General features: G+C 39.3%; 15 protein-coding genes. 7 read left to right on the top strand and 8 right to left on the bottom strand.

The window, feature by feature from the left end:
• Positions 1 to 82: 82 nt before the first annotated feature.
• Positions 83 to 436, top strand: coding sequence for a YraN family protein (locus O2942_01485; GenBank protein MDA0780919.1), 354 nt, complete (start codon positions 83 to 85; stop codon positions 434 to 436).
• Between the two features lie 6 nt (positions 437 to 442).
• Here O2942_01485 and O2942_01480 read toward each other — a convergent pair whose 3' ends face one another.
• Together O2942_01480 and O2942_01475 are read right to left on the bottom strand one after the other, a co-directional pair.
• On the bottom strand, positions 443 to 853 hold the full coding sequence (locus O2942_01480; protein MDA0780918.1) for a hypothetical protein: 411 nt from the start codon (positions 851 to 853) through the stop codon (positions 443 to 445).
• Between the two features lie 102 nt (positions 854 to 955).
• Positions 956 to 1,117, bottom strand: a complete 162-nt coding sequence (locus tag O2942_01475) for a zinc-finger domain-containing protein (protein MDA0780917.1) — start codon at positions 1,115 to 1,117, stop codon at positions 956 to 958.
• A 230-nt stretch (positions 1,118 to 1,347) separates the two neighbouring features.
• Here O2942_01475 and gyrA point away from each other — a divergent pair, with 230 nt between their 5' ends.
• Both gyrA and coaD read left to right on the top strand, forming a co-directional pair.
• On the top strand, positions 1,348 to 4,161 hold the full coding sequence (gene gyrA / locus O2942_01470; GenBank protein MDA0780916.1) for a DNA gyrase subunit A: 2,814 nt from the start codon (positions 1,348 to 1,350) through the stop codon (positions 4,159 to 4,161).
• A gap of 9 nt (positions 4,162 to 4,170) precedes the next feature.
• A complete protein-coding gene (gene coaD / locus O2942_01465) occupies positions 4,171 to 4,659 on the top strand; it encodes a pantetheine-phosphate adenylyltransferase (protein ID MDA0780915.1) in 489 nt (162 codons plus the stop codon).
• A gap of 203 nt (positions 4,660 to 4,862) precedes the next feature.
• On the opposite strand, the gene O2942_01460 is transcribed toward coaD, so the two are convergent.
• The 3 genes from O2942_01460 to dapD are packed head-to-tail and all read right to left on the bottom strand — an operon-like array spanning position 4,863 to position 7,670.
• A complete protein-coding gene (locus tag O2942_01460) occupies positions 4,863 to 5,645 on the bottom strand; it encodes a hypothetical protein (protein ID MDA0780914.1) in 783 nt (260 codons plus the stop codon).
• Between the two features lie 18 nt (positions 5,646 to 5,663).
• Complete coding sequence (gene dapE, locus O2942_01455; protein ID MDA0780913.1) at positions 5,664 to 6,809, bottom strand: succinyl-diaminopimelate desuccinylase; 1,146 nt, start codon at positions 6,807 to 6,809, stop codon at positions 5,664 to 5,666.
• A 3-nt stretch (positions 6,810 to 6,812) separates the two neighbouring features.
• Positions 6,813 to 7,670 carry a 2,3,4,5-tetrahydropyridine-2,6-dicarboxylate N-succinyltransferase gene (dapD, locus tag O2942_01450; GenBank protein MDA0780912.1) on the bottom strand — a complete coding sequence of 286 codons (858 nt, stop codon included), beginning with the start codon at positions 7,668 to 7,670 and terminating at the stop codon, positions 6,813 to 6,815.
• 171 nt (positions 7,671 to 7,841) lie between these two features.
• Between dapD and O2942_01445 the strand changes: the two genes are divergently transcribed.
• Complete coding sequence (locus O2942_01445) at positions 7,842 to 8,498, top strand: zinc-ribbon domain-containing protein (protein MDA0780911.1); 657 nt, start codon at positions 7,842 to 7,844, stop codon at positions 8,496 to 8,498.
• On the opposite strand, the gene O2942_01440 is transcribed toward O2942_01445, so the two are convergent.
• Together O2942_01440 and rmuC are read right to left on the bottom strand one after the other, a co-directional pair.
• Positions 8,449 to 9,084: a TlpA disulfide reductase family protein gene (locus tag O2942_01440; protein ID MDA0780910.1), complete on the bottom strand. Its 636-nt coding sequence runs from the start codon at positions 9,082 to 9,084 to the stop codon at positions 8,449 to 8,451. The two genes, O2942_01445 and O2942_01440, sit on opposite strands and share 50 nt — an antisense overlap.
• A gap of 11 nt (positions 9,085 to 9,095) precedes the next feature.
• Entirely contained in the window at positions 9,096 to 10,571 is a 1,476-nt protein-coding gene (gene rmuC, locus O2942_01435; protein ID MDA0780909.1) for a DNA recombination protein RmuC, read from the bottom strand.
• Between the two features lie 82 nt (positions 10,572 to 10,653).
• Between rmuC and glmU the strand changes: the two genes are divergently transcribed.
• From glmU to O2942_01420, 3 genes are read left to right on the top strand one after another with little or no spacing between them, the layout of a single operon-like run.
• Positions 10,654 to 11,985: a bifunctional UDP-N-acetylglucosamine diphosphorylase/glucosamine-1-phosphate N-acetyltransferase GlmU gene (glmU, locus tag O2942_01430; GenBank protein MDA0780908.1), complete on the top strand. Its 1,332-nt coding sequence runs from the start codon at positions 10,654 to 10,656 to the stop codon at positions 11,983 to 11,985.
• A 1-nt stretch (position 11,986) separates the two neighbouring features.
• Positions 11,987 to 12,862 (top strand): 50S ribosomal protein L11 methyltransferase, encoded by an 876-nt coding sequence (locus tag O2942_01425; GenBank protein ID MDA0780907.1) that lies wholly within the window; start codon positions 11,987 to 11,989, stop codon positions 12,860 to 12,862.
• Positions 12,863 to 12,868: 6 nt separating this feature from the next.
• Positions 12,869 to 13,213 carry a hypothetical protein gene (locus O2942_01420; GenBank protein MDA0780906.1) on the top strand — a complete coding sequence of 115 codons (345 nt, stop codon included), beginning with the start codon at positions 12,869 to 12,871 and terminating at the stop codon, positions 13,211 to 13,213.
• A gap of 4 nt (positions 13,214 to 13,217) precedes the next feature.
• Here the strand turns inward: O2942_01420 and O2942_01415 are convergent, their stop codons facing one another.
• Positions 13,218 to 14,219 carry a hypothetical protein gene (locus O2942_01415; GenBank protein ID MDA0780905.1) on the bottom strand — a complete coding sequence of 334 codons (1,002 nt, stop codon included), beginning with the start codon at positions 14,217 to 14,219 and terminating at the stop codon, positions 13,218 to 13,220.
• Positions 14,220 to 14,441: the final 222 nt, after the last annotated feature.

Genomic DNA, 14,441 nt, shown 5'->3' with positions numbered 1-14,441 from the left:
TTTTATTAGCCACATAATAGTGTAAACATTACTCTTATTAAAGAAATTTTTAATAGCTGAAAAATTAACGCCCATATTAATCATGAATAAAACCAAATCATATAAATTCGGACTACTTGCCGAAACAATAGCGGTAATATATTTAAGGTTATGTTTTTATTCTATAATATCACGCAGACATAAAACAAAACTAGGTGAGGTTGATATAATCGCAAGACGCGGCAACAATCTTGTGTTTATTGAAGTAAAAGCCCGCAAGAAAAAGGACGATGCCTACATAGCATTTACAAAGCACCAGCAAAACAGAATAACCCGAGCGGCACAGCTATTTATAGCCAAAAATCCCCGATACTTACAAACTAATATAAGGTTTGACCTTATATTAGTTTGTCCGATATTTTTTATAAAGCACATAAGAAATGCGTGGGGCTATTAAGATAACTTACCTTGCAAGGCTTCTATAATAAGGCACTTCATCTTGTGGCGAGTAATATTGCAGTCCGCCAAGCTCTTCCCCTAGTTCTTCTATCTTTTCGGCTCTTTCCTCACAGCGAAGAATTTGGTATATCCTGTCCAGATAATCCACTCTTGCCTCGGCAGCGTCTATTGCCTCTCCTGCGTCCATATAAGTAGATATATAACCTAGCGGCATTAAAACATTTTTTAGCTTAGGGCCTCGATTCTTATATGCCACATTGCGATAAAACTCGGCTTCGTTCATTTCGAGCAAAATTTCCTTACATGAAAGCTTCTTATCTTTTTTTTGAAGTGATGCTATTTTTTTTGATTCCTTACCCGAACATGACAGTAAAACCGATGCGAGGGCAATAAGGCATAATGCTTTATTAACCATTTTAAACCTCCTAGTGATGTTGATTATTCTTCCCTAAGAGCGATTATTATATAAAATAGTTTAAAAATGGTTAACAAGTCTTTATTATTATTCCCTTTTTAACTAGGCGGCTTTTTTTAGAATGAAAGTTTTGCCGCAATACGGACACTCGACTTGTCCTTTTTGTCCAATCTCTAAATACACTTTCGGGTGTCCTAAAGAGCCTTTTCCACCATCGCAACTTACCTTTTTTTTATCAACTTTTACAGTTTCCGCAGGCTTCATTTTTTCCTCTTAAATAACAGAACAAATACATTATGATAGCTGTATAAAACAAAAAAATGTTTTTGTCAGTTTAAATCATAAAAATACATAAAGATTACCTATGAAATATTAGTTTTCACTTGCTAGCCTACTATCCCTCATGTATGCTTCTAGGGTTATATTTCTTAATAAGAATTAATTTAATGCTGAATAGATTTTCAGTGTGACTATTTAAATAGAGGTTGTTAAAGTTGAGCCAAAATAACGTTAGAGAAAGTTTGGAAATAAAACCCGTTACTATTGAGCATGAAATGCGGGAGTCATATCTTGACTACGCAATGAGTGTAATAGTAAGTCGTGCGATACCTGATGCTTGTGACGGGCTAAAACCTGTTCACAGGCGTATATTATTCGCAATGAATGAAAGCGGATGCGACTATAATAAGCCTTACAGAAAATCAGCCCGTATAGTCGGTGAGGTAATGGGTAAATACCACCCGCACGGTGATGCGGCGATTTATCAGTCAATGGTGCGTATGGCTCAGGATTTCTCGTTGAGAGTTCCGCTAATCGACGGTCAGGGTAACTTCGGTTCTATGGACGGCGACTCTGCGGCGGCTATGCGTTATACCGAATCCCGTATGGCAAAAGTAGCACACACATTGCTTGTAGACATTGATAAAGATACGGTTAATTTTCAAGATAACTATGACGGCTCGGAAAGAGAGCCGATTACACTACCCGCACGCTTCCCGAATTTGCTTGTAAACGGGGGAGGGGGTATTGCCGTGGGTATGGCAACAAATATTCCTCCGCACAATCTTGGCGAGGTCATTGACGGTTGTCTTGCTTATATAGATAATAACGATATCACTGATGAAGAATTAATGCAGATAATACCGGGGCCGGACTTCCCGACGGGCGGTATCATACTTGGTCGCTCAGGCTCACGCAATGCCCTTAGAACGGGGCGTGGCTCTATAATCGTGCGTGGACGTGCCGAAATAACCGATCTTACAAAAGGCAAGCAGGCGATTATTATCTCGGAAGTTCCTTATCAGGTTAACAAAGCGTTGATGCTAGAAAGAATAGGCGAGCTAGTTCGGGATAAAAAAATCGAAGGCATCTCCGAAATGCGTGACGAATCCGACCAGCATGGTGTGAGGGTCGTTATCGAAACTAAAAAAGATGCAAACGCAGATGTAATACTTAACCAGTTATATAGCTATACTCAGCTTCAGACCTCTTTTGGGGTAAATCAACTGGCATTGGATAGAGGTCGTCCTCGTCTGATGAATACTAAGGAAGTTTTAGTTGCGTTCACACGCTTTAGGGAAGAGATTATCACTCGCAGAACGTCTTTCTTATTGAACAAAGCCCGTGATAGGGCACATGTGTTGATAGGCTTGTCAATGGCGGTGGCAAATATTGATGAAGTCATTCGGCTTATAAGAAACGCTCCCGACCCTACCGTTGCAAAGCAACAGCTATTAGAGCGTGCTTGGTATGCCGATAATGTTCAGGCATTAATAGACCTTGTGGACGATTTTAATAATAAAATTATTGACGGTAAATGCTATTTTACGGAAGTTCAGGCAAGAGCTATTTTAGATATGAAGCTTGCCCGCTTAACAGGCTTGGAGCAGGAAAAAATTAATGGTGAGCTAACGGAGCTTGCCGAACAAATCAAAGATTATCTTGATATATTACGCTCCCGTGACAGAGTTATCGGTATAATGAAGAGTGAGTTAAGCGAAATTAAAGAAGAATTCGCAACTCCTCGCAAAACAGATTTCCAAGATAGCGAGTTTGAAGCTGATATTGAGGATTTGATACCTGTTGAAGATATGGTGGTTACCGTAACTCACGGAGGCTATATAAAGAGAGTTCCTTTATCTACTTACCGCTCACAAAAACGTGGGGGAAAAGGGCGTTCGGGAATGAACATGAAGGAAGAAGATGCTACGGTTAACGTATTTGTTACAAATACGCATACGCCGGTATTATTTTTCAGTACCACCGGCAAGGTCTACAAGCTTAAAGTTTATAAGCTGCCTTTAGGCGGAGCAAACTCTAAAGGACGTGCGTTAGTTAACATTTTCCCGATGGAAAAAGACGAAACTATCAACGTAGTAATGCCGATGCCTGATAATGAGGACGATTGGGATAATTTAAGCATTATGTTTGCGACAAATCGTGGCACTGTAAGAAGGAATGATTTATCGGACTTCAAGCGTGTTCAGGCAAATGGAAAAATAGCCATGAAACTTGAAGATGATGACAGGCTGATAAGTGTTAAGACGTGTGATGAAAATCAGCATGTTCTGCTAGCAACCGCAAACGGTAAGTGTATCCGTTTCCCTGCAACAGCGGTGCGTGAGTTCAAAAGCCGTGCATCGGCAGGTGTACGCGGCATAAGAATGGAAAAAGGCAATGAAGTCGTATCGATGGATATATTGGACGGAACCGAATGTAATGACATTAACATCCGCTCGGAATATCTTAAAATTCCTGCACAAACTCGTTCGGAGCTTAGTGCCTTGATAGTTGAAAAGGAATATTACCGTGATGATGAGGCAAAACTTGCTGAAATTAATGATACAATGCTAAAAATCCTTGACGGGATAGAAAGTGAGCTTGACCATGATACTATTAAACTATGGGCAAAACACGAGCAATTCATAATAACGGTTACGGAAAACGGTTACGGAAAACGCAGTTCGGCTTATGAATATCGTGTAACTAACCGTGGTGGAAGCGGTATTGTGAACATCATTACTTCACAACGTAACGGCAAAGTGGCTGCCAGCTTCCATATAGAAGATAATGACCAGCTATTATTAATCACGGAAGGCGGACAGCTAATCCGCTGCCCTGTGCATGATATCAGGATTGCCGGACGTAACACGCAAGGTGTTACTATCTTCAAAACGTCAAAGGGGCAGAAAGTAACTTCCGTTGCCAGAATTGCAATTGAAGAAGAAAAAGAAGATGTGGAATCTATCTTAATTGAAGAGTCGGATTCTAACGATGAACTTGAAATACAAGATAATAACGAGGATTAAGCCTTTCAAATGCCTAACAGAACAGCGGTATATCCCGGCACTTTCGACCCGATAACATTAGGTCACAAAGATATAATTAAACGTGCGGTTAAAATTGTAGATAAGCTTATTATCGCAGTTGCCGTCGATACGGCAAAAACCCCGATTTTCTCCTTAGATGAAAGGGTGGAAATGGTAAAAGCTGACGTAGCCGATATTAATTCGAATATTGAAGTCGTCGGGTTTGAAGGATTGCTTGTTAATTTTGCACGGGATAATGGGGCAGGGATTATAATAAGAGGACTAAGAGCGGTTTCCGACTTTGAATATGAGTTCCAGATGTCGGGCATGAACTCTAAAATGAACCCCGATATCCAGACCGTATTCCTACCAGCATCGGAATCAACCCACTTCATCGCCTCAAGGTTTGTAAAAGAAATCGTCAGGCTTGGCGGAAATGTTGACGAACTGGTGTCCGAGAATGTGAAAAATAATTTAACTAAATATTATAATACGTAAATACTATATATGCCTCGGTAATTGGTTTTCGTATTAAAATATAGTATTTCTTAATTGAAACAGAACTATTATTTGTCACCCCGTCATACGACGGGGTGACAAGTGACATAATAAAAGTTGCGTTTTTTCACTTGAAAATACTATAGTTGTGTACGGAATTGGCTTCAGTATCCTCTTGCGACTTACGCAAGAGGTCTTGCATCTTACAAACCTTGTTGTGAGCCGGCGGAGCGTTTTTGATTTTGATAGTAATCTGCCCATTTCTTTTTTGAATCACCATCTTTATAGCTAGCTAAATCCTTCCTAACGGCATTATTGATAACTTCTTCCACCAAAGGCGGCGACCAGTGATTAACATCGCGAGCGATAGTTCTATATGTAACCGACTGATCTTGAGTGTCAATTGTTTTAGATAGTGCCTGTATTGCCCTATATTCACTTCCTACATATAAGACATCCATTAAGTCTCTAGCGTCTTTGATTTGAGATCTGACCGAGTCCTGTTTTTCCGAAAGTGAGCTTTTTAAAGAATCTGCACTGGCACCCGAATTGCGGATTATGTCCAATATGGGCGTGTTCTCATCTATTCCTTCGTTTTGTAAATCCCTTCTTCTTCTATTTAATGCATCGTAAGCATTGGATATCATCATTTGATCTTTTGACATAACTCCTTTCCTATCTCCTTGAAAATCAAGATAGCCGAGTTTGGGTTCATCGCCTGAAAAGTCATCTTTCAATTTGTTGATTAAAGCATCAAATTCTTCACCTTGTTTTTTGAAACGTGATGACATTCTATCATTCTTTTGAAATTTCCCGAAATTTTTTCCATAAGCCCTTGCAAGCTCATTGTTACTAATCCTTCTTGAATCCAAAAACTCCATAAAGTAATCGGGATCTAAATTTTTGTTTTCAAGAACTGTTTTTAACGGAGTCGCTCCATTTCGTCTTAGTTCCGAATCACGCATTTGTAAAATCATTTCATCCATAATAAACTCCCTTATAATCTAATAACTTTCTAAAAATTTGAGATAAACATCTTTTAACTTATAAATATCGTCTACTGCAACACACTCATCAACCTTATGAGCGGTTTTATTCATAAGACCGAATTCAACAACCGAGCAATAATCCTTAATAAAACGTGCGTCCGAAGTTCCTCCGGTGGTACTAAGTTCGGGCTTCATTCCGGTAACTTCCTCAACGGCTTTGGCTAAAGCGTTACTTAAATCACCCGGTTGCGTTAAAAAAGCCTCTCCTGAAACTCTCGACTCCAGTTTATATTTTGCGTTACCTTCCTTGCAGAATGAATCGCAAACACCTTCAACCCACTTAATTAACTTGTCGGAAGTGTGTTTATCATTAAAGCGGATATTAAATTTAGCTTTTGCCATCGCAGGAATAACATTTGTCGCATCATTGGCAACATCAATAGTAGTTACCTCAAGATTTGACGGCTGGAAAAATTCCGTTCCATTATCTAATACGTTTTCATTAAGTGCATGAAGAATTTTAACCATTCTGGTAATGGGATTGTCTGCTAGGTTAGGGTATGCAACATGCCCCTGTTTTCCCAAAACCGAAAGGGTAAAACCAACCGAACCACGACGACCTATTTTTATCATCTCCCCCAGTTTTTCAGGGTTGGTAGGCTCTCCAACGATGCAGTAATCTATTTTTTCGCCTTGTTTTTCTAATTGTTGAAGCATTTTTTTAGTGCCGTTTACGGCAATTCCTTCCTCATCGCCTGTAATTAGCAGGCTAATAGATATTTTAGGATTGTTATTTTTCAGATATTCGGAAACAGCAGCTACAAAACACGCTATCGCACATTTCATATCTACCGTACCACGACCATATAAAATACCGTCACGAACTTCAGGCTTGAACGGATCAGATGTCCAGTCCTCAAGATTGCCCGGAGGCACAACGTCAGTATGACCTGCAAAACAAACATTAGGGGCAATATTCCCCAAGCGTGCGTAGAGGTTGTCGGTATCTTCAAAGCCTTCTTGTGAAAACGGCATACGCATGCATTGGAAGCCAAGACCTTCCAAAGCTTCCTGAAGCACGTCCATAACTCCCGCATCAACAGGAGTTATGCTCGGACATTTGATTAATTTACTTGATAGTTCTAAGGCATCTATAGTCATGGCTTATGCCGCATCTGAACGCAATAACTCGTTAATAGAAGTTTTAGAACGTGTTTTTTCATCTACACGCTTAACTATAACGGCGGCATATAATGAAGGCTTCAAAGATCCGTCTTCACGCTCTGCACCCGGTATGTTGCCCGGAACAACAACGGAATATGCCGGAACTCTGCCTTGAAAAACCTCTCCCGTTTCACGGTCAACTATCTTTGTAGAAGCACCTATATAAACTCCCATAGATATAACCGAGCCTTCCTCAATAATAACGCCTTCTGCTATCTCGCTTCTTGCACCGATAAAGCAGTTATCTTCAATAATCACAGGATTGGCCTGCAACGGCTCCAAAACTCCGCCTATTCCCGCACCGCCTGATATATGGCAGTTTTTGCCTATTTGTGCACAGCTTCCCACCGTTGCCCAAGTATCAACCATTGTGCCTTTATCTATGTAAGCACCAAGGTTAACAAAGCTCGGCATAAGAACAACATCGGGAGCCACATACGAGGCGTGTCTTACAAAACACCCCGGCACGGCACGGAAGCCCGCCGTTTTAAAATCATCTTCACTCCAACCGGTAAATTTTGAAGGAACTTTATCATACCAATTACATTTTTCATCAGCCAAAGAAGGACCGCCTTCCATCAATTGCATACCGTTTAGGCGGAATGAAAGTAATATAGCCTTTTTCACCCACTGGTTAACCGTCCATTTATCACCGTTTTTTTCGGCAACACGTATCTTTCCCGAATCAAGATTGTTTAATGTTATTGCCACGGCATCTCTAATTTCACCGGTAGTAGTCGTGGAAACTTTTCCCTTGTTTTCCCAAGCGTTTTCAATAATATTCTGTGTACTTTGCATAACTACTCCTGATGTTTAGTTTTTAATTTGCTGTAATATAGTGAATAATATCAGTATGTCTAGTGCAGCTTATAAAATTACCCACGGATATTAAAAAAAAGTTGCTTTTTACAGGTAATAAACCTAAAAATATAACTCAAAGTTGAACCAATATACAGATGTAACAAATATATGATTGTAGGTTGCCCGAGTTGTTCCGCACGTTTTATTGTAAAAGCACAGGCCATAGGAGAAAACGGTCGTAAGGTAAAGTGTGCCAGATGCAAGCATACATGGTTTCAAAAGCCTGATCTGGAAGTGTTGGAAGCTGCAAAACAATCTAATGCGGTTGAAGAGCCTCAGGAAGTAGAGCCGGTTCCAAATGGTGCGAACGTACCTGCCGTAGCAAAGAAAAGGGTGAGCTTCGCTTTAAAGCTTGCCGCCATGATATCGTTTATATTTTTTGTGCTAACCATGAGCATTATCAATGCTAACAATATTCTTCCGAGTATGGCAGGTTATTACTCCTTGTTCGGTATATACGACACAACGGATATAGCATTATATGATGTCAAAGTGGAAAAAGTTGAATCGGGTAATTATAATGATGTGGTTATAAGCGGAAAGATTGTTAATGAATCCGAGCAGCAAAAAAAGCTTCCGGCTTTGCGTATGACCATATTTAGCGATGCCGGTGAAAAATTAAAGACCGTAACTTTAGAACCTGAAGGCAACTTAATGGCTCCCGGTGAAAAAATAGATTTTGCAGATACAATTCCAAGAATGCCTAATAGTGCCTCTAAGGTTGTGATGGATCTGGGAAACGGTCTTGATTTAGCATCAAGGTAGAGGTTTTTAGTTCTGCAAATAAATTCAACACATCTCCTGCTCTCCAGTTGGGTTTCATATATCCGACCGCATTTCCCGATTCATTAACCAATATATAAGTCGGAACTCCGTGAACACCTAATTTAGCGTATAATTCTCTGTCACCTGTAATAAAAGGCTCAGTCCCCTTGATACCTTGGTAAAATTTATTGATACTTTCGGGTGATTCGATGTTTTTAGTAAGAGGTATTGTTACGTAGCCTAGCTGCTCAAGGGATTTTGCTAATCCTGACATTACGGGAATTTCGTCTTTGCAATATCCGCACCAAGGAGCCCAGAAAGCCAATATTATATTGTTTCCTTTTAAATCTCCAAAGCTATATCGCTTACCGTCCGGTGATTCAAAAACGTTTTGTGAAATATCGACCGGATTTTTATAAAAAACTATCTGGTGTTTACGCATCAACAGGCTTGGTCCGGTATAAAATTTGAATATCTGGATAAATATCAAAAAGGTAAATACGAATATCATCACCCTCTTGAGCATACTCGGAGGAGGTGATTCACTATTTTTCTTTTTTTCTAATTTTACAACTTTATCAGACATTTTCCCTCTAATTATTTAACAACTTCTAAACTTTTAACTTCTCCCTCATACTCATTATTTTCCTCGCTATAATCTCCGTCAATAGATTTATAATCAATAGCGGTTATTTTATACTGGGATAGAGGAGGGATACCCTTTAATTTAGGCACATCTACACCAAGTTTGCATATCTTATTGGCTTTAGACATAAAAGACCTGTTAAAAGAACCTGAAAACCTGTCATAATTGTCGATAGCACTTTTCAGCCCTTTGCCGAGTTTATTTGCATGTTCGTTTAATGTGGCAACATTGCTAAGCAGGTCTTTAACTTGATTTATGATTATCTTTGCATTTTCTTCCTGCCTTGCACCTGAAATTATCATAGAGGCACGCAACAACTCGTTTAACAGTCCTGTAGGGCCTACGGGACATATTCCCTGACTCCACGCTTTTTCAATAAATTGAGGGTCTGCTTTGCGTAATTTGTCCAAGGCAGTTTCGGTCGGTAGGAACATGTAAACTCTGGCAAGGGACTTGCCCGCCTCATCTTCAATCGCTTTTGAATATTCCTTACTTGCCAATCCTTTTAGGTTCTCGTTCATTGAACGCTTCAGCCCTGCATATATTTCTTTTTCTTTAGATGCGTCTATATTTTCCTCACCTAATTCCGCAAAGAATTTTGATGCCTTGCTATCAATTACCATAACATTATTATCCGGCAAAAATACCACCGCATCAGGACGCAGCCCTCTACCTTCTGAAGAGCTTACACTATACTGCATGTGATAATCCTGCCCTTTTATAAGGCTTGAATTCCTAAATATATTTTCAAGAGTAATCTCGCCCAGACTTCCCGCACCCGACGGAGATAGTAAAGCCCTATGGACTACTTCTGATTTTTTAACGCCTTCTTGTAAACTATTAACCGATTCAACAAGATATTTATGTTGCTCCTGTAAATTTTCAGTGGTTTGCTTTATCAGTTTTTCATTTTCTTTTTTAGCGTTTTCAGCTTCCCTTTTATGGTCGTCAAGGAGTTTGCTTGATATCTTATTAGCCACTTCCAAAGTTGAGGATTGAAGATTTCTGGTATGTTCTTCTTTCATTTTCTCCCAGTTTTTCATTTCGTCTTCAATGCCCTTAACCCTTTGTAATGCCAGCTCCTGATTACGCATATACTCGTTTTTAGTTTCAATTGCCGCTTCTTTTTCACGGGCGGCTTTTTCCAGATTTGCTTTAGTGTTTGACAATTCTTCGCTTAATGACTTCATTCTTGTTTCGGCTTCTGTTTTGGCTATCAACAACTTATTATGCTCTGCTTCCAGCTTGCCGTTTTTTTCCTTAAGTTCGTTAATGTCCTGCGAAGCTATGGCATGGTTTATTTTTAACTCTTCAAACTTGCTTGTAATAATTTTATTACGGCTGGAGGATATTAGATAAAAATAAAGAAGTGCTAAAGAAGTGATAAAAAATATAGCTGCAAATGAGCTTAGAATAATTACTGTCATATGTTAAAATCCCTCTGGCAATGTTCGGTATTATGGTATAAGTTACCTTAAAAAAATATAAATTGAAACAGGGAATGTCAAAGTGTCGGAAAAACAAATCGCAATAATTATATTAGCAGCAGGCAAGGGAACCCGTATGAAGTCGGCTTTGCCTAAAGTGCTTCATACCATATGCGGTAAGCCGATGATAGAGCATGTTTTAGATGTGGCAAAAGTCCTTGAGCCTGCAAGAATCGTTACCGTGTTAAGTGAAAATATGAAGCAAGTTGAGCAATCTATTAAAAACGTTAGCGAAGTAGTATATCAAACTCAGCAGTTAGGTACGGCAGATGCCGTAAAACCTGCTTTAGAAAAATTAAAGGACTTCAACGGAAACATACTGATTTTGTATGCAGACACCCCACTTATAGAAGACGATACTCTGGAGGAAATGCTATACCGGCTTGACGAATCCGATGTTGTGGTGCTTGGCTTTGTGCCTTCATACCCTAGTGACTACGGAAGGCTTGTTTTAAATGAAGCCGGAGAGTTGGAAAAAATCGTTGAAGCAAAAGACGCTACGGAAGATGAGCTTGATATTGAACTTTGCAATTCGGGTGTTATTGCCGTAAAAAGTGATGTTATAAAAAGCCTTATCGGTAAAATTAGTAATAACAACGCCAAAGGTGAATATTATCTTACCGATATTATTGAACTGGCAAATAAAAGTAACAAAAAATGTATGCATGTTGAATGCCCTGAGTCGGAAGTTTTGGGTATAAACAATAGGATACAATTAAGCGAAGCAGAATTTTTAATGCAGAATATGCTGCGTAATTATGCAATGATGAACGGTGCAACACTGATTGACCCTGAATCGGTTTATTTCAGCTACGATACTCAAATCGGCAAAGACGTACTGATACAGCCGAATGTATGGTTCGGCAAAGGAGTTGTTATTGATGACAACGTACAGATAAGAGGGTTTAGCCACATTGAAGATGCTAAAATAGCATCAGGTTCAATAATAGGTCCTTTTGCGAGGATAAGACCCGGTACTGAAATTGAGAGCAATGCAAGTATCGGTAATTTTGTCGAAATAAAAAAATCCAAAATAGGGAAGGGAGCTAAAATCAGCCACCTAACATATATCGGTGATAGCGAAATAGGCGAAGAAGCTAATATCGGAGCCGGAACGGTTACATGCAATTATGACGGCGAAAATAAACATAAAACAAAAATAGGTGCAAAAGCATTCATCGGCTCAAATACTGCAATTGTCGCCCCTGTAACAGTCGGAGATGAAGCGTTCATCGGAGCCGGAAGCACCATAACAAAAGATGTAGCTAGCGGTTCGCTTGCAGTTGCCAGAAATCGTCAGGTCAATAAAGAAAACTGGACTACATATAAAAATAATAAGAAAAAAGCATCATAATATGACTCAAGAAAAATTATGGGTAACCGAGATAGAATTACCCAAAGATAATATTGATTTTTTCATGGACGGCTTGGAAGAATCGGCTGATTCTATGTCATGCTTTGAAAATGAAGCAGATGAAAATATATGGAAACTGCAAATCTATAATCAAGATAAACCTAACACCGATACTTTAAGTGAAACATTAAAAAATCTTTCTAAGCAATTGAATATTAACAAGCCCACATTCGTTATAAGTGAGATTAAACAAACTGACTGGGTAAGTGAATCTCAAAAAAACTTTGAAGCTGTCGATGCGGGTAAATTTTTTGTATATCCTTCATGGAGAAAAGATGAAGTACCCGAAGATAAAATAGCAATTGAAATAGATCCAAAACGAGCCTTTGGAACCGGCGGTCACGAAACCACAAAAGGTTGTCTGCTGGCACTACAGGAGTTGCAGGGAAGTTTCAGTAAAGTACTTGATATGGGCTGCGGTTCGGGGATATTGGCTATCGGAGCGGCGAAACTTTGGAGTGAAGCTAAAGTTATAGCTGTTGATAACGACCCTATCTGCGTTGAAACCTCTATAGAAAATGCAAATATAAATGATGTTTCCGACAATGTAAGCGTTGCATATAGTGACGGCTACGACTCAAATCTGGTACATGAGAACGGGGCATATGAGGTTATCATATCAAACATTCTTGCAATCCCTTTAATAGAATTTGCTCCAAAAGCAAAGCAGTATATAGCGTCAGGCGGTTATATAATATTAGCAGGGCTTAATAATAATCAGGCAGACGACGTTATTGAAGCCCATGAAAAATCCGGATTCCAATTCATTTCTAAAAAAGAATACGGAAACTGGACGATTCTGGTTATGCGAGGATAGTTGATAGTGACAAGTGAAGTAAGAACATCGTCAAAAGGAACATTACTTTTTGCCAAAATATTCGGGTATTCTTTACTGCTACTGGCAATATTATCAGCAATTTTTATACATTACGGAGTAGGAATATTCTTTCTTGTATTTGCAGCAATGCTGCTCATACCGTCATATGGAAATGTAGAATATTATGTTCACAAGTTCCTTCAGATAAAAGTTGTCGGAATTATAATTAATATTCTATGTATAGCTTGGGGTTTATATACCGGTCATTCAAAGTGTTCTGACCGACAAGGGAATTATTTAGGTTGTATGGCTGTCCAAGCCCTAAAAGTCTTCTCACGCACGCCATATTAGGACATTACCTACACAAACTAGCCTGACTGCCGTTACGGCTTAAAATGCTCGGCAAGCTTTCAAGGCTGTCACTTAAAGTAATATTTTTTGTAGCGTTCCTATCAATATGAGAGTCAACTATCCATAATAACATATGAGCCATAATCGGGGTTGAAATAGCGTTTTTTGCAGCACTGATAAATGTGCCGTTTGCCACTTTCTCATCTGTCGGCGGCGGTAATGTTTCCGTGTGTCCTAAAGTCTTACCTGCATTGTACATCTTTGGCAAAAATGAACTTTTGCAAACATAAGTAGCTATATTTTCATCTTCTTTGGGTTCGAAGCCTGTGAACTTAGCTCCGAACGGCTCATATAAACGCAGCTGAATATCAGACCGTATGCCTTTTTCTTTTAAAATGTTGTAAGCTTTTATCGCATGCGGAGTGCCTGCCGAATGAGCTGAAACCACAATAACCCTTGGCACTTTGTCAGTTCCGTAGGCTTCTTGGTATTTATTCATTGTTTTATCAAGAAATTCTTTGGTTTCTTTTTCATAAGCCATGGGTCTTCCCGTTAAAAACATGGCGGTAGTGCGTGGAATATCGCTATATTGCTTAGTTCCTCCGAACGCAATTCTAAGAGAAGACGGTAGCAAAGCCGGAGAATCCCCTTCCTTGGGGAAAACAAGGTATGAACGAGCATGAAAACCACGCATATTAACATTTTCTAAGGTGCGTAACTCATAATTTGAACCTTCGGTAGTCATTAAACTAAAATCTTCCTTGCTTCCTCTATCTGCTGCATCAATATACAGACCCTTGGGACGCAATTGATTCAGCTTACCGGCACGACTATCGGGAAATGACGATAAACCGACCGCATCAATAATTATTCCATCATCTCTTTCTTTGGAAGATAGACCGCTAAAACTCCTATGGCTACCTAATAAAACTTGGTTATTTGAAATCTTATTAAGACTATTTATTCTGTATAGTCCGTGTTGTCGCAAAATATTAAAATTTCTCATTTTGTTATGACCTTCTCTTACAAGTTATAGTAACATCTGCAAAGGGTAGCAAAAGCTCCCTCTCCCTTTGGGAGAGGGGTGGGGTGAGGGAATTTTTTCAACATATGTTTAATTGCAAGATACTGTGTTTGTTGAAACACCCCTCCCTCTTCCTAACCTTCTCCCAAAGGGAGAAGGGACTAAATTTTATAACACCTTACTTTTTTGCAGAGGACTCTATAA

Source organism: Pseudomonadota bacterium (assembly GCA_027620075.1).
Lineage (GTDB): Bacteria > Pseudomonadota > Alphaproteobacteria > Rickettsiales > UBA6187 > 1-14-0-20-39-49.
Note: the sequence above shows the minus strand (reverse complement) of the source record. Positions and strands in the feature narration are given on the sequence as shown.

Bases quoted from the DNA above. Each gene is read 5' to 3' on its own strand.
- O2942_01445 (MDA0780911.1), top strand. From the start codon at position 7,842: ATGATTGTAGGTTGCCCGAGTTGTTCCGCACGTTTTATTGTAAAAGCA.
- coaD (MDA0780915.1), top strand. From the start codon at position 4,171: ATGCCTAACAGAACAGCGGTATATCCCGGCACTTTCGACCCGATAACA.
- dapE (MDA0780913.1), bottom strand. From the start codon at position 6,809: ATGACTATAGATGCCTTAGAACTATCAAGTAAATTAATCAAATGTCCG.
- dapD (MDA0780912.1), bottom strand. From the start codon at position 7,670: ATGCAAAGTACACAGAATATTATTGAAAACGCTTGGGAAAACAAGGGA.
- O2942_01415 (MDA0780905.1), bottom strand. From the start codon at position 14,219: ATGAGAAATTTTAATATTTTGCGACAACACGGACTATACAGAATAAAT.
- O2942_01440 (MDA0780910.1), bottom strand. From the start codon at position 9,084: ATGTCTGATAAAGTTGTAAAATTAGAAAAAAAGAAAAATAGTGAATCA.
- O2942_01480 (MDA0780918.1), bottom strand. From the start codon at position 853: ATGGTTAATAAAGCATTATGCCTTATTGCCCTCGCATCGGTTTTACTG.
- O2942_01485 (MDA0780919.1), top strand. From the start codon at position 83: ATGAATAAAACCAAATCATATAAATTCGGACTACTTGCCGAAACAATA.
- O2942_01460 (MDA0780914.1), bottom strand. From the start codon at position 5,645: ATGGATGAAATGATTTTACAAATGCGTGATTCGGAACTAAGACGAAAT.
- O2942_01475 (MDA0780917.1), bottom strand. From the start codon at position 1,117: ATGAAGCCTGCGGAAACTGTAAAAGTTGATAAAAAAAAGGTAAGTTGC.
- rmuC (MDA0780909.1), bottom strand. From the start codon at position 10,571: ATGACAGTAATTATTCTAAGCTCATTTGCAGCTATATTTTTTATCACT.
- O2942_01425 (MDA0780907.1), top strand. From the start codon at position 11,987: ATGACTCAAGAAAAATTATGGGTAACCGAGATAGAATTACCCAAAGAT.